We start from the raw sequence: 21900 nt of genomic DNA on the forward strand, positions 1-21900 counted from the left end.
CCTGTTTTTCTGTTTCAGCCGCTTGAGCCAAACATCAACCATTCAACTTTTGGAGGCTAGTTCACTTTAACCTTCGATTTTTTTCCTAGCTTATTTGATAACCAGGATAACCCTTCAATTATGAAACAGTCGCTGCTTTTTCCTCTCGCTTTTCTTTTTTTGTTCTATGGCATCCAATCAGCCCACTCGCAAGACAAAGGGTCGGATAGGCCGAACTTCATCATCATCTTCACCGATGATCAGGGCTATGGAGATTTGGGGGTATTTGGCCACCCCACGATCAAGACGCCAAACATTGACCAGATGTCGGCTGAAGGGCAGAAATGGACCAACTTCTACGTAGCCGCCAATGTCTGCACTCCCAGCCGGGCGGGGCTGTTGACGGGAAGATTTCCCGTACGCACCGGAATGTATAGCAATGTGCGCAGGGTTTTGTTTCCAGATTCTGGAGGCGGATTGCCCGCCTATGAGCTGACCATCGCAAAACAGCTCAAATCCGTCGGGTATGCTACCGCGGCGATAGGCAAATGGCACCTCGGCCATTTGCCGCAATACCTACCGACCAGTCATGGTTTCGATTCTTACTTTGGCATCCCCTACAGCAATGACATGGATAGGGTGAACGATGTCTCGGCAAAGGAAGCTTTCCAAAACTCCAAGATTGAATACTTCAACGTTCCCTTGATGCGAGATACCAGCGTAATCGAGCGACCGGCAGACCAGCGGACGATTACCAGAAGATATACCGAGGAGGCGGTGAAAATCATTGGGGAGAATAAGGGCGAGCCGTTTTTCATTTATCTGGCGCATTCCCTACCTCATGTTCCGCTCTTTGCTTCGGATAGTTTTTTGGGGCAAAGCGAGCGGGGACTCTATGGGGACGTGATCGAGGAGATAGACTGGAGCGTGGGCCAAATCCTGGCGGCGCTCCGCCAGCATGGCTTGGAACAAAAAACCTATGTGGTCTTTACTTCGGACAACGGCCCATGGCTGACATTCAACGAACAGGGCGGAAGTGCTGGTTTGCTTTTTGGGGGAAAAGGGACCAGCTACGAAGGCGGAGTCCGCGTACCGACGGTGATCTGGGGTCCGGGAAACGTAAAGCCAGAAGTCGTGTCCAAAATGGGCAGCACCCTCGATTTGTTTCCCACGATTACCTCTCTTGCCAGAGTGGAAATGCCAAGGGACAGGATTTATGATGGCTTTGACTTGAGTCCGGTGTTCCGGGGACAAGACGAGTCGCCACGGAAGGAGATGTTTTACTACCATGGCGATCGGCTGTTTGCGGTGCGAAGTGGCGACTTTAAGCTCTATTTCTACAGCAACAATCCCTCGGGATACCCTGCGAAGGTTGAGGAACTAGACAAGCCGAAGCTTTTTAATCTTGCCCATGATCCATCGGAGAGATTTGACGTGATAGATCAGCATGCAGACGTGGTGGAGGAAATCATGCTTGGTGTCAAAATCCACCGCGAGAACATGACCTTTGGCCAGACCCAGCTTGAGAGCCGGATCGGTCAGTAGGCTAAATCAGTACACCGTTTATCGCGGGAAATCAGCCAAGCCTGGCAAATAATAAACAGGAATGGCGCAACGAGCCCGCCTAGGCTACTTTGCTTCTTTCAAAAAAGAGAAGCCATGAAAACATCCTTGAAGTACCTTCCGATTTGGATTTTAATCCTTACCGTATTTGCCGCCTGCGGGGATGGTGGAGAGGAACCCCAGCCCCAGTCAGAATATTTTTTCCGGTTCAAGGTGAACGGTATGCAAAAGGAATTTCGTGCCAACCTCCAAACGCAGGGTATGGCGATGACCTACGACACCTCGGGTGAGGTGTATATGGCCACGGCGATAATTCTCGGCGATGGCAGTGACGGAACCAAAAACTTTGTGTCTATGACGGTTTTGAACGAGGAGCCTTTCGATACCGGCATGAGCTACGAGATGCAGGACGCGATCGCGTATAGCGGAGTGCCCCTTGTTCGGATTCAATTCACCTATGCCGACGAAGACGGTGACTTGTACAATGCCGTGCTTTTTCAGCGAAACGATCTTTCCATGAAGATTACCGATGATGCCAGCGTACGTTTTTCCTCCCTCAGTCAAAATCTAGTCGAGGGAACCTTCAGCGCCACGGTGCTCGGCCCGGTATCCACTCCATTGGGTCGGGCAAACGAGGAGATCAAAATCACCGATGGACAGTTTAAGCTGGTTCTCTATCGCTCGGGCCTATAGTCATTGGCGATACCTAGTCGGAAATGATAGATGGAGGTCGTTGCTTGGATCTAGCCGGAATATTTTGCTTCAATTTTTTCTGTATCTCGCTCTAGTGTTGGCTTTTGAACACCTCTTTTTGTAAATAGGAAGGGTGTTTTTTAAGCCCCGCTCATGTGTCGTTTGACCCTGATTCTTTTTCTGACGCTCGTCGCACCGCTGGTTTTTGGACAAAAGGTGGTGGATTCCCTAAGAAGCGAACTGACCCGTTCCAGCCTGCCCGACTCTTTGCGTGTAGATCTTTACAATGAACTCGCTTTCACCTATGCCGGGATCAATCCGATTTTGGGCCATGCTTATGCGGATTCAGCCTTGGATTTGGCTAGAGAAAAAGGGATGTCTTCACGAGCCATATCTGCCATCAACTACCACGGAGTCAACTATTGGTACCAAGGAGAGGATTCCTTGGCGCTGGTTGCATACCGGCAGGTCCTGGAAGCGCACCGAGAGAGTGGCAACCGAAAGGGTCAAGCGAGCGCAACCAACAATATTGCCCTGATCGAATACCGAAATGGCAACTACCGCGAAGCACTCGAAGCCCACGAGGCGGCAACGAAGATCTTTGAGGAATTGGGACTGAGAAAAAACATGATCAACAGCCTGACCAATACCGGAGTGGTGTTTTTGGCTTTGGCAGACTATCCCAATGCACAGGAATATTTCCTGAAAGCACTGGGAAAGACGGAGCCCGAGGATATCTGGGAGCGTGCAAACAGCTTCAATAATCTCGGCTTGATCGAGAAGAACCTGGGCAGCTATGAGGAAGCAGAATCTAACTACTTGCAGGCGCTTGAGCTCTATCGGCAGACGGAAAACGTCCAGTCCGAAGCCTCTGCCCTCGGCAATCTGAGCGCAGTGGCGCAACTCCAAGGTAAGTTCAGGGAATCCGAAGCCTACATCCGTCAAGCTCTGGCACTGAACAAAACCATCGGCAACTCCCGCCGCATTGCCTCAGACTATGCCAACTGGGGAACGCTCGCGCTGGAAATGGACCAACCCCAATTGGCTGACGCCTATTTGGACAGCGCCAGAAGTCTGTACCTGGAAGCAGGGGAAAAACTCAGCCTCTCCACCGTCTATCTCGAGCTGGCCCGGGCAAAAAAAGCCTTGGGTCTACCTGCCAGTATCTCTCTGAGTCTGGAGCGGGAGGCACTTCGCTATGCAGAAGAGTCAGGTTCGCTTGATGCCCAGCGAAGTGCTTGGGCTGCATTGTCCTCCTCGCTGGAGCGTTCTGGGGATTTCAGGGAAAGTCTTGCCGCTTTCCGCAAGTTCAGCCAATTTCAGGACAGCATCTTCAATGACGAAAACGAGCGGAAGTTGCTGAGGTCCAAGATTGGGTATGAGTTTGAAGCTCGGGAGAAGCAGCTGACGGCGTCTTTTGAAACGGATCGCAAGCTGTTGGAAGCCGAGCGGGAGCAAGAGAGGTTAAAGGCAGGACTTTACTTGGCGTTGGCAATCGGCATAGTGCTGGTGGCCGTGCTGGTGATTTTCCTGCTGCGCATGCAGGCCAAAAGCAAACGCGTCAAGCTGGAGTCCGAGTTTCGGGCAAGGTCAGCGGAGCTGGAGTTGAAGGCACTTAAGGCCCAGATGAACCCCCATTTTATTTTTAATGCACTCAGCTCCATCAGTAGTTTCTTGCTCAAAAACCAGCCAGAAGAGGCGGACCGCTACCTCACTCGCTTCTCCCGGCTGATCCGCCGAATTCTCGAGTATTCCGACAGGGCCGAGATTACCTTGTCCGAGGAGGTGGGGCTTTTGAAGGATTATATCGCCATCGAAGCTCTGCGGCTGGGCAAGAAAGTAGATTTCAGCATCGTGCTGGAGGAGGGGGTGGATGGAGACAGCCTGCTGATGCCGCCTTTGATCTTGCAGCCATTGGTGGAGAACAGTCTTTGGCATGGCATCGCCAACACCTCCTCGGATGGGGAGATAATCCTTAAGGTTTTCCGTCAAGAATCCAGCTACTTACTCGTCTTGAGGGACAACGGAGCTGGACTCAGGGAGGCTGTCCAAGTCGAACAAAAGCACCAATCCATGGGGATGTATCTGGTGGAGAGCCGCCTGGAAAGCCTCCACAGGGACAGGCCGAATTCCGCATGGTCACTGTTGAGAGAAAGTTTGGCATCCGGATTTGAAGTTAGACTGACCTTCACACCCCGAGAAAAACTAAGCACGATATGATTCAAAGCGTCATCATTGAAGATGAGCCCACAAGCGCGGAGCGCTTGCGTCTGCTATTGGAAAAATATCATCGGGATGAAATTCGTGTCTTACGATGGATTCAGACCGGGGAAGCTGCTGAAGAATTCCTCGCTCACAATCCCGTCGATCTGGTCTTTTTTGACGTGGAAATCGGCAAGATGACGGCTTTCGAGATTTTGGCCAAACTTTCCAAGCCGGCTTTTTCCATCATTTTCACGACGGCCCACGAAGAATATGCCCTACAGGCGATCAAGCATTCTGCGCTGGACTATCTGCTAAAGCCAGTCGATGCAGATGAGTTGGATCTGGCAATTTCCAAAGTCAAAAATCCCGGCCGACAGGTTCCCTCCGAGCAGCTTCGCCAGTTGTTGGACTATGTCAATTCCGCCCGTAGGCATCACCGGATTCCCATTCCGATGCAGGCAGGGATCGAATACCTGGAAATCGCAGAAATCATCCGCTGTCAGGCCGACGTGAACTATACCCACCTTTTTTTAAAAGGCGGAAGGAAGATAACCGTGGCCAAGACACTCAAGGATTTTGAGGAGATGTTGGCTGGATCGGGATTTTTTCGTATTCACAATTCGCATTTGGTGAATCTCGGTGAGGTCAGGATGTATCATCGGGGAAAAGGTGGATATCTTATACTCCGCGACGGATCCGAGATAGAGGTAGCTTCCAGAAGGAAAGAAGAATTGATCAAAGCGCTCGACAGATTTAACTAGTGCCCAATTTGGAACTGATCTTTTTTAAAATAATTTGTTTAGAATTAGTCTAAGTAATAATTTCGCGTCATCAGGAAAGGTTTCTAAGTCTTCATGTCCTTAGCATAGGACGGCTTGCTTAGAGACTTCAGATGTTTAACTCATTGACGCCGGCTGCTTGTGAATCTTAAGAAATTTTTGGGAAAACTTCATTTATGGCTTGGGCTCAGTTCTGGGCTGGTGGTATTTATTGTGGCAGTCACGGGTTGTATCTATGCATTTCAGGCTGAAATACAGGATTTGACGCAGTCTCATCGCTTTGTTGAGCCAAAGGCGCAAGCGATTTTACCCCCAAGCAAAATCAGTGAGATAGCACACCAGGTATTTCCGGAGGGGCATCTCCATGCGGTGCTTTATCCGAAGCCAGACCGATCGGCGCAGGCTATTTTCTTCAGCTATGGCGAGGGACATGACCACTACAAAATAGCCTATGTCAATCCCTACTCCGGGGAGGTGCTGAAGGTGAAGGACGAAAACAAGGGATTTTTCCCCTTTATCTTGGACGGTCACTTTTACCTTTGGCTGCCGGATGCCATCGGTCAAAAGGTCGTCGGTATATTCACGCTGATTTTTCTTTTTATGATTATCTCCGGCTTGGTGCTATGGTGGCCAAAGGGCAAAAACCTGAAGCAAAGCCTTACTGTCAAATGGAACGCCCGCTGGAGAAGGAAAAACTACGATCTCCACCAGGTGTTGGGCTTTTACGTGATGGTGTTCGCTTTGGTCTTTGTGGTCACGGGCTTGGTCTGGAGCTTTTTCTGGTTTAGAGATGGATACTATTCACTTTTGACGGGAAAAGAACAGTTTGTAGAATATTACGATCCGATCTCGGATTCCACGCAGATTTGGACGGAAGCGACTCCGGCCTTGGACAAGGTCTGGCTGAAGATGCGTGAAGAATACCCCAACGCGGACTACATCGAAGTCCATCCTCCGGAGCTGCCCCATGCCGCCATCGCGGCCAATGCTAATCCGGATGGGGATACCTATTGGCAGATCGACTACCGTTACTTTGACCAGTACACACTCGAAGAGCTGCCAGTTGAGCACATGTGGGGAAGAATAGACGAGGCCTCGACGGGTGAAAAACTCTTCCGAATGAACTACGATATCCACGTCGGTGCTATCGGAGGGTTTCCAGGCAAGCTTTTGGCCTTCTTCCTCAGCGCAATCATCGCCTCTCTTCCAGTCACGGGATTTTTGGTTTGGTGGGGGAGAAGGAACAAAGTGAAAAAGAATTTGCCAAAAAAAGAGGTTACCAGTTCGGAATTGGCGAGGATTTAAGCTAAGGACCAGCGCTGGACTCGGACCGATTTCCAGCTAGGCTGGAATTTGCAGTAGCCTGACGTCAATCAAAAACCTTGAATAAAGTTAGTAGGATATTAGAGCCAAAAAGCCGGAGGGACATTCCCTCCGGCTTTTTTATGCGGCTTATGGTCCTGCATCGCTTGGCTATCTCTAAGTGCCGGTCAGTCAACCCCAAAATACCTTTTCAGGACATATTCAGGCTGCCACTGATCAGGTTTTCTCTTAGGATTAAGGGTGTCGGGATCGTACAGCATGGGTTTGATCGATGGCGCAGTCAGGGTGGTGGTGTCACCAAATTCGGCTTGCCATTTTTTCATCAGACCGAATAGCTCTTCTTTTTTGGTAGCCATTTCAGGCTTTTCGGCAAGGTTGTTCAACTCCAGCGGATCGTGTGCAAGGTCGAATAGCTGGGTGTAGTCGCGCTCGGGATAGCGGACAAGTTTGTACTGCCCATCCCTGACTGCACGAACGGTATTTCGATAGGAGGTGAAAAGGCTACTTCGAACAGCTTCCTGATTTCCTGAGAGCACGGGGACTAGACTCAGGCCGTCCAGTTTTTCGGATTTTGGCAATCCTGCGAGTTGTGCCAAAGTCGGGTAGATGTCATGGATGTATGCGAAGGCATCGAGCTCCTGTCCCTCAGGCACGCCAGGCCCTTTGATAATCAAAGGCACTTTCGTGCTGTGCTCGTAGAGACTCTGCTTGCCGAGCAAGCCATGGCTTCCCGCCGCCAAGCCATTATCGGCCGCATAGACGATGATGGTATTTTCATACTGTCCAGTCTCCTTCAGCGCTGCAACGATCTTCCCGATCTGTTGGTCCAAGTGAGTCACGAGGGAATAATAGTCCGAGAGTATCATCTGGATTACTTCGGGTTTGCGGGGCCATCCGGTCAGGTTTTCGTCCCTGACGGTCAGCTGGTCAAACTCGAAGGGATGGAAAGGCATATAATTTCCCGGTAATGGAAGAGAGCCATCGGGGTAGAAGTCGATAAAACTGGCCTCGGGGGAGTAGGGGTCGTGAGGTACCGTGAAAGCCACATAGCAGAAGAAGGGTCTTCCGTCCTTTGTGGCAGCCTGCTGTTTGATAAAGTCGATGGCAGTCTGCGCAAAGACTTCCGTGGAATACGACTTTTTGGTGGGTTCACCCAGTTTTCCATCCGGACCGTAGTCTCGGAGCGGGATGCTGTAGTGGTTGGCCATGCCGCCCAGATAGACGTTTTTGGCTTGTTGGAAGCTGGCTTCAAAGGCCTCCTTTTCATTGTGCCACTTGCCTGTACCGAAGGTGGTGTAGCCCGCAACTGCAAATGCCATGGGCATCGTATGAACGTCCTTGAGCTTGTCATAGACGCGAAAGAGGTTTTGCCCGCTCATAAGCATCGCCCGACTTGCCATGCACACAGCGCCGTGGTTTCCGCCCATGACGTAGGCATTGGTGAAACGGCTGCCTTCCTGGGCGAGTTGGTCTAGGTTTGGTGTACGGATGTACGGATTTCCAGAAGCTCCCAGAGCATCTGCGCGTTGGTCGTCTGCGAAGAGAAATAGGACATTGGGTTTGTTCGGTATATTCTGGGCCTCGGCGAATGCCGCAAGCTTTAAAACAAGTAGGATTGGGAATAAAAAGGACTTGTATTGCATTTTAGGATAATTTGGTGTCGAAAGATAGCCCTTAATGAAGGCAAATCTGAAACTGGAAATGAAAAAATAGGACAGGTGTCCAAATATGTAAAATCTCGGCCCTTCAAGCGGAATAGATTTCCAGACCATTGATTTTGTCTTATCCTTGTAATTCCAATAATCCCAATCGCTATGTTCTTCAAAGTCAAACCTCTCATTCCGGTACTTCTCGGCGCAATGCTTTTTTCCTGCGGAACGAAGCAGGAAGAGGAAGTCAAGCGTCCGAATATCGTGTTTATCATGTCGGATGACCACGCGTATCAGGCGATTTCGGCCTATAGCGACAAGCTCATCGAAACGCCAAATATCGACCGAATCGCCAAGATGGGCATGCTCTTCACCAATGCCACGGTGACCAACTCCATTTGCGCGCCTTCCCGGGCGACCATTCTGACTGGCAAACACTCGCATATCAACGGCAAGGTGGACAACCATTTTCCATTCGATACAACCAATGTGACTTTTCCCCAACTCTTCCAAGACGCGGGTTATCAGACAGCGATGTTTGGCAAACTCCACTTCGGCAATAGTCCCAAGGGATTTGACCAGTTTAAGATCCTTCCCGGTCAGGGGAAATACTACAACCCGGATTTTATCACCAAAGATGAGGGCAATATCACTGTGGAGGGCTATGTGACGGACATCATCACGGATATGACTCTGGATTGGTTGGAAAATGGAAGGAAAAAAGACGATCCTTTCCTGCTTTTTTACCTGCACAAGGCTCCGCATCGGGAGTGGTTACCCGCAGAGCGCCACATCGCCGAGTTTACCCAAAGGACCTTTCCGGAACCTGCGACGCTTTTTGACGACTACTCTGGCAGAGGCCGTGCGGCACATGAAGCTGAAATGAATCTGCTGAAAGACATGCACTGGGCCGGAGACTCCAAGATCTATCCCGAAGTCATGGACGAGCTGGGCATCCAGCCAACTTCCTCTTGGGACAAAGCAGCTTTCGAGGGGGAAGTGGGTCGACTCAACGCCTCCCAACGTGCCAACTGGGATGCTGCCTATGGCAAGGTCAACGAGGATTTCAAAAAGGCCTATCCGACCATGAGCGAGGAAGACAAGATGAGATGGCGATACCAGCGCTATATGCAGGATTACCTCGGCACGATCAAAGCTGTGGACGAAAACGTGGGACGCGTTCTGGACTATTTGGAAGCAAATGGCCTGATGGAAAATACCATCATCGTCTATACGTCAGATCAGGGATTCTATCTGGGAGAGCACGGTTGGTTTGATAAGCGCTTTGTCTACGACGAGTCCTTCAAGACACCGCTCTTGGTGGCTTGGCCGGGCAAGGTAGCCGCAGGATCTAAGTCCGACGAAATGGTGCAAAACCTCGATTTTGCCCAGACTTTCCTTCAGGCTGCAGGCATAGAAGCGCCATCAGACATGCAGGGTGAAAGTCTTTTGCCTCTCCTCACCGGCAAATCGGATCAATGGACCAGAGACGCTGTTTACTATCACTACTATGAATATCCTTCGGTCCACATGGTGAAGCGACACTATGCGATCGTGACCAAGGAATACAAGCTGGTGCACTACTACTTTGACACGGACGAGTGGGAACTGATAGATCGGATCAAAGATCCCCAAGAGCTGAAAAATGTCTACGACGACCCCGCCTATGCGGAAATCAGGGCAGAACTGCACCAAAAACTCGATGGGCTGAGGAAAAAGTATGGCGACAATTCGGAGATTTCCCAAAAGTACCTGAACGAGTATTTGGACTACCTCGAAGGAAACAACTCGCGCGCTGGCGCCAAGGACACTGCTTTGTTTAACAAGATTTTTAGGGATAGGGCCAAACAGTAATTTGCCCTGATTAAAAGGTGCTAACCATCAGAGATAAAGAAGTCCGGCTCCAGAGAGTCGGACTTTTTGCTTTTTTTAAGAGCTGGGGGAGAAGATTGCCACTCGCTAACTCGTTTGAGTTTTAAGTCCATCGCTTGAATGCCGCAAGAGGCCAAAAAAAAGACGAAAAACTTTTCAAAAAATCGATAAAAGCCTTTGTCAGCTTAGGCGTAAGGGTTAGATTTGTTTAATTTAAAATCAATCTAAATAAGAATAAGCGGGATTGTAATATTGACCTTGCTACTACTTCCAGCACAGGCTATGATCCGATACGAAAACATTTAAGTCCTGGGAGAATTGCGAATTTGGAAACTAAACCTACTACGCGTCATATCCCAGGCACCAATTGACCCATCCAAAGCCATCTACCTATGTCTGCCTGCCAAACTGAGATCATCTACCAAAACGACGGCTTTGCTTTCACCCGATGCCAGGTCTGCGAACGTATGGGCTTGATGTACCAGCAGGCCATGATCGCCTTTGACGAGCCGAACTTTGACGCATTTCGGAGGTATCTGCTCCGTTTGGATTTTGAGCAGGAGAAGTATCCTTTCTTTGACGGACTAGATAGAGTAGTCATCGAGACCTATCATCCGGACGTGCAGTTTACGCTGCTGGAGGAGGAATTTTATAGACTCAAAGCCTGTGTGATCGAGGCAAACACGCAACTTCGGCTCCTCGACATGATCAGAAAGTTGTGAGTTTGGGGGACATGCTTTCAAACTTCAAGCAAAGACTGTCTACTGTTTGAGCATCGGGAAAAGTCGCTTCAATTCTTCCTGGTCGGGTTGGGTTCCATACTCACAGATTTCAAAAGCCTCCGCAAACCGCACCTTGGAGGCTTTGTCCTTGCCATACCATTTTTCCAAGGTTTGTTTCACGGCTGGGCTTGGAGCCGAAGTGCGCTTGGTTTTGAGCCAGGCTTTGCGCTCTTCCCTTCCCTCCGGAATCACATCGGGGTCATTGGCGATCCATGGAAGCCACTCATAAAACTGTGAAACGTGTGCATCCAACGAGTCAAATTTCTTGTCGATCACGGACGTGATATCCACGGCGATGTCCGGTTCAAATGGATTGGGTTTTTGGAAATTGTCTTGATAGTAAAGGAAGACAGGATTCTTTCGTAAGGGTGGAGTGTCGGCAGCAATGTTTGGTACGCCAACCATGAAAGCAGCGTCCTGCACTAGAATCCCGGTATAGCGATGGTCGGGATGGTAGTCATTGCTGCGGTGGGAAATGACCACGTCCGCATCCCACTCTCTGATTTTCCGGATCACATCCAGACGGATCTCCAAGGTAGGCAGGAGCTCCCCATCATGATTGTCCAGGACATCGTAGCTGATGCCCAGTCTTTTGGCCACTTCCTGGGTTTCGTCGTACCGGCGCTTTGCAAGCATCCCTCCGCCCATTTCCATATGACCCGCATCCCCATTGGTGACTGAGAGAAATTTGACCTGATGCCCCATCGCGACAAATAGTGCAGCTGTTCCACCCGCCTTGATATCGCAATCATCGGGATGCGCTCCGATCATCATGATTTTGAGCGGCTTGCTTTGGGCGAAAGCAAAGAGTGTAGCTAGAAATAAAAGTGTGCTGAGGGAAAGTGTTTTCATCGTCTTGAAAATTAAAGCCTAGAAATTAGGGACTTCATTTGGAAATATATATGGGATTGCAGAATAAATGGGTTTAAAGGGATTGGCAATTGCTTGTTTATTTTGAGAATCGCCGGTATAGATTTATTGTCTCATTTTGTTACATTGAAAAAATGATGCTGGTGAGCTGCGTAAAAACCTAAGGGACGATCCCATGAAATTCATAGCCTTTCTTCTGCTGTTATCCTTTTCGACGATCAGTTTGGCCCAAGAAGTCATCAAACTCTATCCAGGCAAAGCTCCGGGTTCGGAGTCTTGGGATTGGACTGAAAAGATAACCAGCCCTTTTCCGAACAATAGAATCCTGTACAATGTCACTGAACCAGTTTTACTGTACTATCCCGCGCCTGTGGACAAGGCAAATGGCACTTCCATCATTGTCGCGCCGGGTGGAGCGTTTCACATTCTGTCCATAGACAATGAGGGGATCCGGGTGGCGGAGTGGCTGAATTCCCTGGGGATTTCTGCCTTTGTCCTGAAGTATAGGCTGGTGAAAATCGAAACCGACAATCCTTTTGAAGCGCTGATGCCTCTGATGAGCGATATGGACAAGTTGGACTCCATCAATGCCCCCGTGGTCGAGTTGGCTAAGAACGATGGGATAGAAGCCATGAAATATGTGCGAACCCATGCACCAAAACTGGGGCTTCAACCGAGTAAGATCGGGTTTATGGGCTTCTCTGCAGGAGGCACAGTGACCATTTCAGTGATGCTCAGTGCAGAGGATCAATGGAAGCCGGACTTCATCGCGCCAATTTATCTCTACAAAAAGGCGGTTTTGGGAAAGGATATGCCCATAAAGGAAACCCCGATTTTCATTGCTGTGGCAAGTGACGATGGTTTGGGCTTTGTGCCGCACAGCATAGAACTCTACCAAGAATGGCTTGCCGCAGGACAGCCAGCCGAACTCCATGCCTATGAAAAGGGGGATCATGGCTTTGGCTTTGCCCCAAAGGGGACCACTTCGGACATGTGGAAACAAAACTTCGAAAACTGGTTAGCCAAACGAAAACTTATCCCCTAAACCTCCAACAGGGCAGGATAGACAAGAAAACAAAAGGGGCTAACTCCCAGTAAAATCCGATCTTATGAAAAAGTCAATCCTTCTGATTCTAGCGTTGCTGGCTGCCTACTCAGCCCATTCGCAGCAAGATCCTCTTTTTACGAAATTCCAGACGCCTCCTAACGAAGCCAAACCACGCGTGTGGTGGCATTGGATGAATGGCAACATCACCCAAGAGGGCATACGCAAGGATCTGGAATGGATGGAAAAGACCGGAATCGGAGGTCTCCAAAACTTTGACGCCAACCTGTTTACTCCAGTGGTCGTTCCGGAAAAGTTGGTCTTTATGACACCAGCTTGGAAGGAAGCCTTCAGATTTGCCACCGATCTCGCAGGTCAAAAAGGACTTGAGATGGCGATTGCGGGTTCGCCGGGATGGAGTGTGACTGGAGGCCCCTGGGTCAAGCCAGAGGATGCCATGAAGAAATATGTTTGGTCCGAAACGGAGATCGTAGGCGGAAAAACCTATCAGGGTAGACTTCCACAGCCCTCCGACCAGACCGGAAAATACCAGGATGCTCATTTGGAAGGCGGGGGTATCAGCGGGGGATTTATCGGTGAGGTGCCGAGCTTTTATCGCGACGCGCTGGTCGTTGCTTACAAGATCCCAGATTCAGAAATAAACCTCAAAACACTGAACCCAACCATCACAAAAAGTGGAGGGGAATTTGACCACCAACTACTTCTGGATGGTAGCATAGGCGCAGCGGGTTTTCTTCCGCCCATGGAAATAGGGGAGGATATGTGGGTCCAGTATGCTTTTGAACAACCGCAGACTTTCAGGGCTTTCAGCATCTCGGGAGCGATGAATGGGCCTTTGGCAGAATTCAACGGAGGCCCCGAAAACCGCCGACTCAAAGTATCCGACGACGGGGTCAACTTCCGAGCGATAGCCACGGTGTCGGGCAGCACGGTTCCTTTCAATACGGTAGCGATACCGCCCACAACGGCGAAGTACTGGAGAATCACCTACGAGACGCTGCCGCCCCAACCAAATATTTTTGCCGCCATGGCAGGAATGCCGACAGAAAGCAAACCAGATGGCGTAAACGTATCCGAGTTTCAACTCTATACCACTTCTCGAATAGATCAAGTGGAAGACAAGGCTGGTTTTTCGCCTTGGACTGAGGACAGTCGTCTAGCTACCGGTCTAGAGACATTCGGGATGGAAGGGGTCATTTCCTCGGAAGAGGTCGTAGATCTCACGTCAAAGATGCAGGCAGACGGAAGCCTGAGTTGGGAAGCGCCCGTTGGAGAGTGGAAAGTCATTCGTCTTGGCTATTCGCTCACGGGAAGGCAAAATCATCCAGCTTCGCCGGAAGCCACAGGCCTGGAAGTAGACAAACTGGATGCGGAAGCCGTCAGAAGATATATTAACCATTACTTGGATCTGTACCAAAATGCAACTGGCGGAAAGTTAGGCCCGGGAGGCTTGGAATACATGATTTTGGACAGCTATGAGGCTGGTCACATGAACTGGAGCATGACTTTTCCGGAGGAGTTTCAAAAGCGGAGAGGCTATAGTTTGATTCCATTTTTACCGGCGCTTACCGGCCACGTGGTCAATAGTTTGGAGGAAAGCGAGAAGTTTCTCTGGGATTTTCGCAAGACAATCGGCGAGCTTATCTCGGACAACCACTACGACGTGATTGGAGAAGAGCTTCACAAGCGCGGCATGAAGCGTTATACCGAATCCCACGAAAACAAGCGGATTTATCTCGCCGACGGCATGGATGTGAAGCGGCATGCCGATATCCCCATGTCGGCCATGTGGACACCAGGAAGTTTGGCAGGAGGAGCAGATGAGGAGGTACGCAGCGAGGCCGATATCAGGGAGTCTGCCTCGGTTGCCAATATCTATGGGAAGCCCTTCGTGGCAGCCGAGTCTATGACCTCGGTCGGTCGGCCTTTTCAGGAATACCCCGAACGTCTCAAGCGAACGGCTGATCTGGAGCTGGCCTCGGGGCTCAACCGTTTTGTGATCCACACCTCGGTTCATCAGCCTTTGGACGACAAGAAGCCCGGCTTTTCACTGGGTCCATTTGGACAATATTTCACCCGACAGGAGTCCTGGGCGGATATGGCCAAACCTTGGGTGGACTACTTGGGCCGAAGCTCCTACCTGCTTCAGCAGGGGCGAAATGTCGCCGACATCTTGTATCTCTATGGAGAGAACACCAACATCACTTGGGTCGCCCGTGAGAAACTACCGGCAATCCCCAAAGGTTATGAGTTTGACTTTGTGAATTCGACTGCTTTGAGGGAAGCGATATCTGCTGGGGAGGGAAAGCTCAAAGCAAAAAGCGGCAATTCCTATGAGGTCTTGATGCTGGATGAAAGCACCAGCTTGATGACTTTGTCGCTCTTGAAAAAAATAAAGAACCTGGCTGACGCGGGTGTGAAAATCATCGGCAAGCGCCCGGTAAAGTCTCCGAGTTTGGGCGATTCCGACACGGAGTTTCAACAGCTTGCGGATCAGATTTGGGCAAAAGAAAATGTGGGAGGCGATTTGAAAATACCAGTTCCCGAAGATGTCATGATCACCGGGACGGCCCATAATATACTCTTCCGACATCGCAAGACTTTAGACGGGGACATCTACTGGCTCAACAACAGGAACGTCGCACCGACCTCGGCTTCGGTGAGTTTCCGCGTCACCGGCAAAAAGCCGATGCTCTGGAATCCGATCGATGGAAGCATACGGGAGCTTTCTTACGAAATCAAGAATGGGCGCACCCAGATACCCTTGGTCTTTGAGTCTTGGGATGCCTTTTTTGTCGTTTTCCTAGAGCCGACTGATCAAGCTTCGCTTACCCTTCCGGTGAAGAGAGAGCTTGTTGCTGTCGACATTCAAGGAACTTGGAAGGTTTATTTCGGAGGCAAGGAGGCGGATTTTGTTTCGCTTATTTCCTGGTCAGAGCAGGCAGACACCGATGTCAAATATTTCTCGGGTACGGCTAGGTATTCCAAATCCTTTGCGCTTCCAGCAAAAGACAATTCCGCCACTTATCAATTGGATCTCGGAGAGGTTAAAAATCTGGCAGAGGTCATAGTCAATGGCCAAAGCCTGGGGATTGTTTGGAAGATGCCTTTCCGAGTCGATATCAGCAAGGCGCTCAAGTCTGGAGAAAACCAACTCGAAATCCGGGTGGCAAACACTTGGGTCAATAGACTGATAGGCGATGCGCAGCCCGATGCCGAAAAGACCACTTTTACCACCATGCCGTTTTATAGGGCCGATTCGCCTTTGGTTCCATCGGGTTTACTAGGTCCTGTAAAAGTGATCAAACTGGAATGAGAAATACGGAAACCGAATGAAGAGAGGGAACCTGCTCTGACAAAAAGAGCAGGTTACTTTCTTTCTCCAAGCCAGTTTTTGGTCTCTAGGAATTTTCGGGAAGGGGTATGGCAAATCGATCAAATCCATCAAAAACTGAAGAGAATTTTCGTGCGGGTTTTTCGCTAGCGAAAAGTTTTTTTTACAATTGCGATCCAATAAAGTGATATTCACGTGAGACATCCCTCGAAAATGGCGTTCTTGCGACTTGAAAATGCCCAAAGCGTTATCCCTTGAAAAAACTCCTCATCCTGTTCAGCTTTTTGATGGCCCTGCATTTGGTGGCATGCACCTACTATGGCTGCATCCAACTGACTGCTGAGGACCTCGTCGAAAACAACCCCATCCAGGAGTTTTTGGAGAAAGAGGTGAAGATGCTTCATGACTACATGATTCCCTCATTCTCCTTGGAACATCCTTTTCTGAAGGCTGACAGTACTTTTTATTTCGCGAAAAACTCAAACGGATTTTCCAGCTACGTGCAGGAAATCCATGTACCCCCTCCCAACTTTTTCCAGGTTATTTCCTGATTGCCAGCTCCAGAAGTCCAATCTGGGGTATTATTCTCATTTAACATTTAATGTATGACATCTATATTTAAGCATGTCGGCAAGGATTTGTCGGCAAGCATAGTTGTGTTTTTCGTCGCGCTTCCCCTTTGCTTGGGCATTGCCCTGGCTAGTGGCGCGCCGCTGTTTTCAGGTCTGATTGCCGGAATCATCGGCGGGATAGTCGTGGGCAGTATCAGCGGGTCTGCACTGGGAGTGAGCGGCCCGGCGGCTGGACTCGCGGTAATCGTTCTTACTGCCATAGGAACTCTAGGCAGTTTCGAGGATTTTCTTCTTGCTGTGATTCTTGCCGGAGTGCTGCAGTTGATCTTTGGAGTGCTCAAGGCTGGAGTGATTGGCTATTATTTTCCAAGTGCAGTGATTAAGGGTATGCTTGCTGCGATTGGGATTATCATCGTGCTGAAGCAGATTCCCCATGCATTTGGTCATGATGCCGACTTCGAGGGAGACGAAAACTTCGTGCAGGCGGACGGGGAGACGACGTTTTCCGCGCTTTCCGCGATGCTGGACTCACTGACTCCCGGGGCCATAGTGCTTTCCGTCATTTCTTTGCTGATCTTGATCCTTTGGGACAAAGTGCTGACCAAAAAGCACCAGATTTTCAAGCTAGTTCCCGGCCCCTTGGTGGCGGTGGTCGTTGGAATAATCTTCCAAAGCTTGGTGCCAGAGGGATCGTTTCTCTTTATCGGAGCGACTCACCTGGTCAATGTACCTATTCCGGAAAACGTCGACATGTTTTTGGGACAATTCACCCTGCCCAATTTCGGTGCGATTACCAAAGTAGAGGTTTGGACTGTGGCCTTGACGCTTGCCATCGTGGCCAGCTTGGAGACCTTGCTCTCCGTGGAGGCCGCTGACAAGATCGATCCGGAAAAGCGCATCACGCCGACCAACAGAGAGCTGCTTGCCCAGGGAACAGGAAACATTCTCTCCGGCCTGATCGGTGGACTTCCTCTGACGCAGGTGATCGTCCGCTCGTCCGCCAACGTGATGTCTGGAGGCAAAACCAAGCTCTCCACCATCATTCACGGTCTATTTCTGCTACTGGCTGTGATCCTAATCCCTCGATTGCTCAACAAGATTCCGCTCGCCGTGCTTGCAGCGGTATTGTTGATGGTGGGCTTCAAGCTGGCAAATCCCAGCCTCTTCCGATCCATGTTCCGCTTGGGCAAATCCCAGTTTCTGCCTTTTATCGTGACCGTGTTGGGTGTAGTGTTCACGGATATCCTCGTGGGAATTTCTCTGGGTATGGCCGTATCAGTGCTGATTATTTTGATAGAAAACTATAAGAACTCCCACTTCCTGCATATCACGAAGGGAGTCGAGGGCGAAAATCATATACGAATGACCTTGGCTGAAGAGCTCTCATTCCTCAATAAAGGAGCGATTTTGAGAGAGCTTAGCAATCTTCCCGAAGATACTCTGCTAGAGATAGACGTGCGGAAGACGATCCACATGAATTACGATGTTATAGAAATTTTGGACGATTTTACCTCCAAAGCCAAAGAGCGAAAGATCAACATCAAACTTATCACTTCAAAGGGGACCATTGAGAACCCTGAAAGTTACCTAGCACTCTTCGGTGCGGGTGCCCCTGTTTCATCACATTAAACTTCAATTACTATGAGCAATTCCTTTTATAAAAGCCTACTTGACAACAACAAAAAATGGGTGGAGTCCAAGCTAGAGTTGGATCCTGAATTCTTCCATAAGCTAGCCAATGGACAAAAACCGCCTTTGCTATGGATAGGCTGTGCGGACAGCCGCGTTCCGGCCAATGAGATTATCGGTGCCCAGCCCGGCGAAGTTTTCGTACACAGAAACATCGCCAACATGGTCATCCACTCGGACATGAATATGCTGAGCGTGCTCGACTATGCGGTCAATGTCCTTAAAGTGCAGCACATCATCGTCTGCGGACACTACGGCTGTGGAGGCGTAAAAGCCGCAATGGGCTCTGACGCCATCGGCTTGATCGACAACTGGATCAGGCATATCAAGGACGTGTACCGTTTTCACCACCAGGAGTTGGATACCATCGCTGACGAAGACGAGCGATTCAATCGCTTTGTGGAGCTTAACGTCATCGAGCAGGTGCATGACCTGGCCAAGACATCGATCGTGCAAGGGGCTTGGAGAAGCAAGCAAGAGCTGACTATCCACGGCTGGGTATATGGTGTGGGATCTGGGGTGGTGAAGGACCTCGGCGTGAACATCGAATCCAACGAAAGTCTGGATCAGGTGTACCAGTTGAATATCAAATAAACCTAGCGAGTATCACGCAGATTGGCTCAATAGGGGCTGCTGCTGATTGGAATCGGTGACTCCGGAAATGCAAGTTTCCGGAGTTTTTTATGACTGAAATATTAGGGGAGAGGTAGTCCTTGGAGAATCGGAACGAATGCGCCCAGTGTTTTTTTTGTAGGCGCTAGGAGTCATGCCAGTGACGTTTTTGAAGTGTCTATAGAAATTGCTCGCATTTTGGAAACCACATTCCGAAGAGATGATTTCGAGGGGTAGCCTGTCCTCCAGGATACGCTTGCAGACATTCGAGATTCGGACTTCGATCAAAAAACCGAAGAAGGACTTGTTGGTCATCTTCTTGAAATACCTGCAAAAACTGGTGACGCTTAGATTGGACAGGGAAGCCATTTCTTCTAGGCTGATGTTTTTTGGATAGTTCTCCATCACGTGGGAGTAGATCTTTTCCAAGCGTGCCATCTCGGAGACGTTGTGGAGGTGGCTAAAGGAATAGCCCGGTGAAATGGCTTCTACTTCCTTGCTTTCCGCCAAAATGTTGAGGATCTGGAGCAAAAGGATCAATCGGTCTAGTTGGGATGCTGCGAGCAGCGCATGCAGAAGTTGGGCGACCTGATCTTTGGTTTTTCCGCTTACTTTCAAGCCCTTTTTTGCCTTTTCAAACAACAGGGGGATAAGCTGGGCTTCTGGGAGCTCCAGGAAGTCTTTTCCCAAACAGGTGGGGGAAAAATGGAGAACAAGCGCCTCGGCCACAAGGCTTGGATCACCCCGGAAATATTCTTGGCTACAACGCCAGGAGTGGGGTAGATTTTCTCCCAGCAGGATTAAGTCTCCGTCGGAAAAGCTGCTGACGGTCTCGCCGATGTATTGAATGCCCTCGCCCTTGATGATGAAATGAAGCTCCAGCTCAGGATGGTAGTGCCAGAGTGTTCCAAAATTGGCCTTTCGATCATGCCGAATTCCAAATGACTGGGTCAAACCTATGGGAACTTTATGGTAGTGGGGCTTCATCGCGCTGACTAGTTTCGTGGAATACTGTCAGTTGTGACCTTTCGGACTACCTTTGGCGGGAATATTAGGATAAGATCCTACAGTATTTTGGCAAAAAATGGGAGATCCCCGCTTCCGTTTTTCTCCATCTTTGACAGATTCAACAAGATATCCCAAATCGCTGTGGCATTGCATAGAAAAATTCAGTTGGTAGCTAGTGGGGACCTACGCCTCTCTGCCAATCGTGTAGGATGGAAATTTCAGTCCGAGATGGAGTCCAAACTTGAAGCCGTTCTTAGCGGCCTTGGTTTTGACGTCGTCAGAGGCCATGCCTATGATCCGGTGAAAAAACACGGCTTCATCGACTCTCAGAAGATGGGACTAGAGGTATTCCGACAGCTGGATCCGGAGATGCCGATCATCGTCGTGGAGAGCGTCTGGCAGTATTCCCACCATGTCTTGCCGGGCCTGACCACGCACCTCGGGCCTATTCTGACGCTGGCCAATTTTGATGGAGCCTCGTCCGGTTTGGTTGGTTTGTTGAATCTCAACGGCTCCCTGACCAAGGCAGGAGTTGCGTATAGCACCCTTTGGAGTGTCAATTTTGACGATGGGTTTTTCTTGGGAAAGCTAAAGGAATGGTTGGAGACAGGCTGGGTGAAGCACGACGAGTCCCATGTTTTGCCTTTGGAGCAAATTTCCGTAGAAGCTGAATTGCAGCAGGAAGCAAGGCTTTTTGCAAGAGAGTTTCGGCGAAGAAAAGCCATCATGGGAGTCTTTGATGAGGGCTGCATGGGGATGTTCAACGCCATCGTACCGGACAATCTGCTAAATGCCCTGGGTATTTTCAAAGAGCGACTGAGCCAGTCAGCCCTCTATGCCGAGATGCTAAAGGTGAGCGAAACGGAGGCGGAGGAGATACTCGACTGGCTGATTGAAAAGGGCATGAAATTTAACTGGGGGAGCGATTCCGCCCTGGAGCTAACTTGGAGCCAAAGCCTGGAGCAATGCAAAATGTACATCGCAGCACTTCGCATGGCGGATGAATATGGATGCGACACCATCGGAATTCAATATCAACAGGGACTGAAGGATCTGGTCGCGTCTAGCGATCTAGTCGAGGGTCTGCTGAACAACGTGAATCGTCCGCCCGCTTTTACGGCCGAGGGACGGGAGCTATTCCCCGGCAAATCTATGCCTCATTTCAATGAGGTGGACGAGTGCGCGGGCATCGATGCGCTGATCACCACGCAACTTTGGGAGAAGCTCGGACTGGCGCCGGAGAACACACTCCACGATATCCGCTGGGGTGAATCCTATCATCTCGACGGCAAGGAGGAATTTGTTTGGGTCTTTTTGATTTCTGGAGCGGCACCGCCGGAGCATTTTATCGGAGGCTATGCCGGAGCCAAAAGCGAACGCCAGCCGCCTATGTATTTCCAAAAGGGAGGAGGAAGCCTCAAAGGAGTCTCTAAGCCCGGACCTATAGTTTGGAGTCGGGTCTACATCGAGGACGACCAGCTCTGCTGTGACCTTGGGGTGGGAAAGGCCGTGTATCTGCCAGAGGGGGAAACGCAGCGAAGATGGGAAGCCACCACTCCGGCTTGGCCGATCATGCACGCGGTACTACCGGGCATCTCGCGAGACCAGATGATGGGGCGGCATAAAGCCAACCATATTCAAGTGGCCTATGCCAGGGACCATGCCTCGGCCATTCATGCCGCCAAGCTGAAGGCAGAGGTTTTTGCCGCCTTGGGCATGCGCGTGAGTTGGTGTGGGGAGCTTGGATGACGGCAAGAGTTGGGAGGGATGATCCAGACCAAGGACGGAAAAGGGAAAAAAACAGAGTATAAATCGCAAGGAAACGCGCCGCAATTCAAAAATCATCTAGCGTGAACTAGCCTTTTTTCTACCCCGAAACAGTTATCTGGCAAAGGGCTGCTTGC

The 21900-nt window shown here is 50.1% G+C and carries 16 protein-coding genes; 13 read left to right on the top strand and 3 right to left on the bottom strand.

Annotated elements, in window-relative coordinates; translation table 11 throughout:
• Window positions 1–120: 120 nt before the first annotated feature.
• The 5 genes from J0A67_RS01695 to J0A67_RS01715 all read left to right on the top strand — a co-directional run bounded on the left by J0A67_RS01695 (window position 121) and on the right by J0A67_RS01715 (window position 6524).
• Window positions 121–1524 carry a sulfatase family protein gene (locus J0A67_RS01695; RefSeq protein ID WP_206567541.1) on the top strand — a complete coding sequence of 468 codons (1404 nt, stop codon included), beginning with the start codon at window positions 121–123 and terminating at the stop codon, window positions 1522–1524.
• Window positions 1525–1638: 114 nt separating this feature from the next.
• Window positions 1639–2235, top strand: coding sequence for a hypothetical protein (locus tag J0A67_RS01700; protein WP_206567542.1), 597 nt, complete (start codon window positions 1639–1641; stop codon window positions 2233–2235).
• 153 nt (window positions 2236–2388) lie between these two features.
• Window positions 2389–4455 (top strand): tetratricopeptide repeat-containing sensor histidine kinase, encoded by a 2067-nt coding sequence (locus tag J0A67_RS01705; RefSeq protein WP_206567543.1) that lies wholly within the window; start codon window positions 2389–2391, stop codon window positions 4453–4455.
• On the top strand, window positions 4452–5201 hold the full coding sequence (locus tag J0A67_RS01710) for a LytR/AlgR family response regulator transcription factor (protein ID WP_206567544.1): 750 nt from the start codon (window positions 4452–4454) through the stop codon (window positions 5199–5201). The genes J0A67_RS01705 and J0A67_RS01710 overlap by 4 nt, the downstream gene beginning before the upstream one ends.
• Window positions 5202–5378: 177 nt before the next feature.
• The gene (locus J0A67_RS01715) at window positions 5379–6524 is read left to right on the top strand and encodes a PepSY-associated TM helix domain-containing protein (RefSeq protein ID WP_241265034.1); all 1146 of its coding nucleotides are present in this window, start codon (window positions 5379–5381) and stop codon (window positions 6522–6524) included.
• A gap of 185 nt (window positions 6525–6709) precedes the next feature.
• On the opposite strand, the gene J0A67_RS01720 is transcribed toward J0A67_RS01715, so the two are convergent.
• Window positions 6710–8185 carry a sulfatase family protein gene (locus J0A67_RS01720; RefSeq protein ID WP_206567546.1) on the bottom strand — a complete coding sequence of 492 codons (1476 nt, stop codon included), beginning with the start codon at window positions 8183–8185 and terminating at the stop codon, window positions 6710–6712.
• Window positions 8186–8401: 216 nt separating this feature from the next.
• On the opposite strand from J0A67_RS01720, the gene J0A67_RS01725 reads away from it, so the two are divergent.
• A complete protein-coding gene (locus J0A67_RS01725; RefSeq protein WP_241265092.1) occupies window positions 8402–10045 on the top strand; it encodes a sulfatase family protein in 1644 nt (547 codons plus the stop codon).
• 410 nt (window positions 10046–10455) lie between these two features.
• The gene (locus J0A67_RS01730; RefSeq protein ID WP_206567548.1) at window positions 10456–10785 is read left to right on the top strand and encodes a DUF6686 family protein; all 330 of its coding nucleotides are present in this window, start codon (window positions 10456–10458) and stop codon (window positions 10783–10785) included.
• A 39-nt stretch (window positions 10786–10824) separates the two neighbouring features.
• Here J0A67_RS01730 and J0A67_RS01735 read toward each other — a convergent pair whose 3' ends face one another.
• Window positions 10825–11697 (bottom strand): PIG-L deacetylase family protein, encoded by an 873-nt coding sequence (locus tag J0A67_RS01735; protein WP_206567549.1) that lies wholly within the window; start codon window positions 11695–11697, stop codon window positions 10825–10827.
• Between the two features lie 193 nt (window positions 11698–11890).
• Here J0A67_RS01735 and J0A67_RS01740 point away from each other — a divergent pair, with 193 nt between their 5' ends.
• From J0A67_RS01740 to can, 5 genes are all read left to right on the top strand, one after another.
• Window positions 11891–12760, top strand: coding sequence for an alpha/beta hydrolase (locus J0A67_RS01740; RefSeq protein ID WP_206567550.1), 870 nt, complete (start codon window positions 11891–11893; stop codon window positions 12758–12760).
• A gap of 64 nt (window positions 12761–12824) precedes the next feature.
• Complete coding sequence (locus J0A67_RS01745) at window positions 12825–16097, top strand: glycosyl hydrolase (RefSeq protein ID WP_206567551.1); 3273 nt, start codon at window positions 12825–12827, stop codon at window positions 16095–16097.
• Window positions 16098–16369: 272 nt separating this feature from the next.
• Entirely contained in the window at window positions 16370–16666 is a 297-nt protein-coding gene (locus tag J0A67_RS01750) for a hypothetical protein (protein ID WP_206567552.1), read from the top strand.
• 54 nt (window positions 16667–16720) lie between these two features.
• Window positions 16721–18316 carry a SulP family inorganic anion transporter gene (locus J0A67_RS01755; protein ID WP_206567553.1) on the top strand — a complete coding sequence of 532 codons (1596 nt, stop codon included), beginning with the start codon at window positions 16721–16723 and terminating at the stop codon, window positions 18314–18316.
• Between the two features lie 12 nt (window positions 18317–18328).
• Window positions 18329–18970 carry a carbonate dehydratase gene (gene can / locus J0A67_RS01760; RefSeq protein ID WP_206567554.1) on the top strand — a complete coding sequence of 214 codons (642 nt, stop codon included), beginning with the start codon at window positions 18329–18331 and terminating at the stop codon, window positions 18968–18970.
• Between the two features lie 87 nt (window positions 18971–19057).
• Here can and J0A67_RS01765 read toward each other — a convergent pair whose 3' ends face one another.
• On the bottom strand, window positions 19058–19975 hold the full coding sequence (locus J0A67_RS01765; protein WP_206567555.1) for an AraC family transcriptional regulator: 918 nt from the start codon (window positions 19973–19975) through the stop codon (window positions 19058–19060).
• Between the two features lie 168 nt (window positions 19976–20143).
• Between J0A67_RS01765 and J0A67_RS01770 the strand changes: the two genes are divergently transcribed.
• Window positions 20144–21745 carry a fucose isomerase gene (locus J0A67_RS01770; protein ID WP_241265035.1) on the top strand — a complete coding sequence of 534 codons (1602 nt, stop codon included), beginning with the start codon at window positions 20144–20146 and terminating at the stop codon, window positions 21743–21745.
• Window positions 21746–21900 lie beyond the last annotated feature (155 nt).

Origin of the sequence: Algoriphagus aestuariicola, from assembly GCF_017254835.1 — a bacterium.
GTDB classification, from domain to species: Bacteria; Bacteroidota; Bacteroidia; order Cytophagales; family Cyclobacteriaceae; genus Algoriphagus; species Algoriphagus aestuariicola.

Excerpts from the sequence above, each read along its gene's own strand:
- J0A67_RS01720 (WP_206567546.1), bottom strand. The coding sequence starts at position 8,185 with ATGCAATACAAGTCCTTTTTATTCCCAATCCTACTTGTTTTAAAGCTT.
- J0A67_RS01745 (WP_206567551.1), top strand. The coding sequence starts at position 12,825 with ATGAAAAAGTCAATCCTTCTGATTCTAGCGTTGCTGGCTGCCTACTCA.
- J0A67_RS01730 (WP_206567548.1), top strand. The coding sequence starts at position 10,456 with ATGTCTGCCTGCCAAACTGAGATCATCTACCAAAACGACGGCTTTGCT.
- can (WP_206567554.1), top strand. The coding sequence starts at position 18,329 with ATGAGCAATTCCTTTTATAAAAGCCTACTTGACAACAACAAAAAATGG.
- J0A67_RS01695 (WP_206567541.1), top strand. The coding sequence starts at position 121 with ATGAAACAGTCGCTGCTTTTTCCTCTCGCTTTTCTTTTTTTGTTCTAT.
- J0A67_RS01735 (WP_206567549.1), bottom strand. The coding sequence starts at position 11,697 with ATGAAAACACTTTCCCTCAGCACACTTTTATTTCTAGCTACACTCTTT.
- J0A67_RS01740 (WP_206567550.1), top strand. The coding sequence starts at position 11,891 with ATGAAATTCATAGCCTTTCTTCTGCTGTTATCCTTTTCGACGATCAGT.
- J0A67_RS01705 (WP_206567543.1), top strand. The coding sequence starts at position 2,389 with ATGTGTCGTTTGACCCTGATTCTTTTTCTGACGCTCGTCGCACCGCTG.
- J0A67_RS01710 (WP_206567544.1), top strand. The coding sequence starts at position 4,452 with ATGATTCAAAGCGTCATCATTGAAGATGAGCCCACAAGCGCGGAGCGC.
- J0A67_RS01755 (WP_206567553.1), top strand. The coding sequence starts at position 16,721 with ATGACATCTATATTTAAGCATGTCGGCAAGGATTTGTCGGCAAGCATA.
- J0A67_RS01725 (WP_241265092.1), top strand. The coding sequence starts at position 8,402 with ATGCTTTTTTCCTGCGGAACGAAGCAGGAAGAGGAAGTCAAGCGTCCG.
- J0A67_RS01700 (WP_206567542.1), top strand. The coding sequence starts at position 1,639 with ATGAAAACATCCTTGAAGTACCTTCCGATTTGGATTTTAATCCTTACC.
- J0A67_RS01765 (WP_206567555.1), bottom strand. The coding sequence starts at position 19,975 with ATGAAGCCCCACTACCATAAAGTTCCCATAGGTTTGACCCAGTCATTT.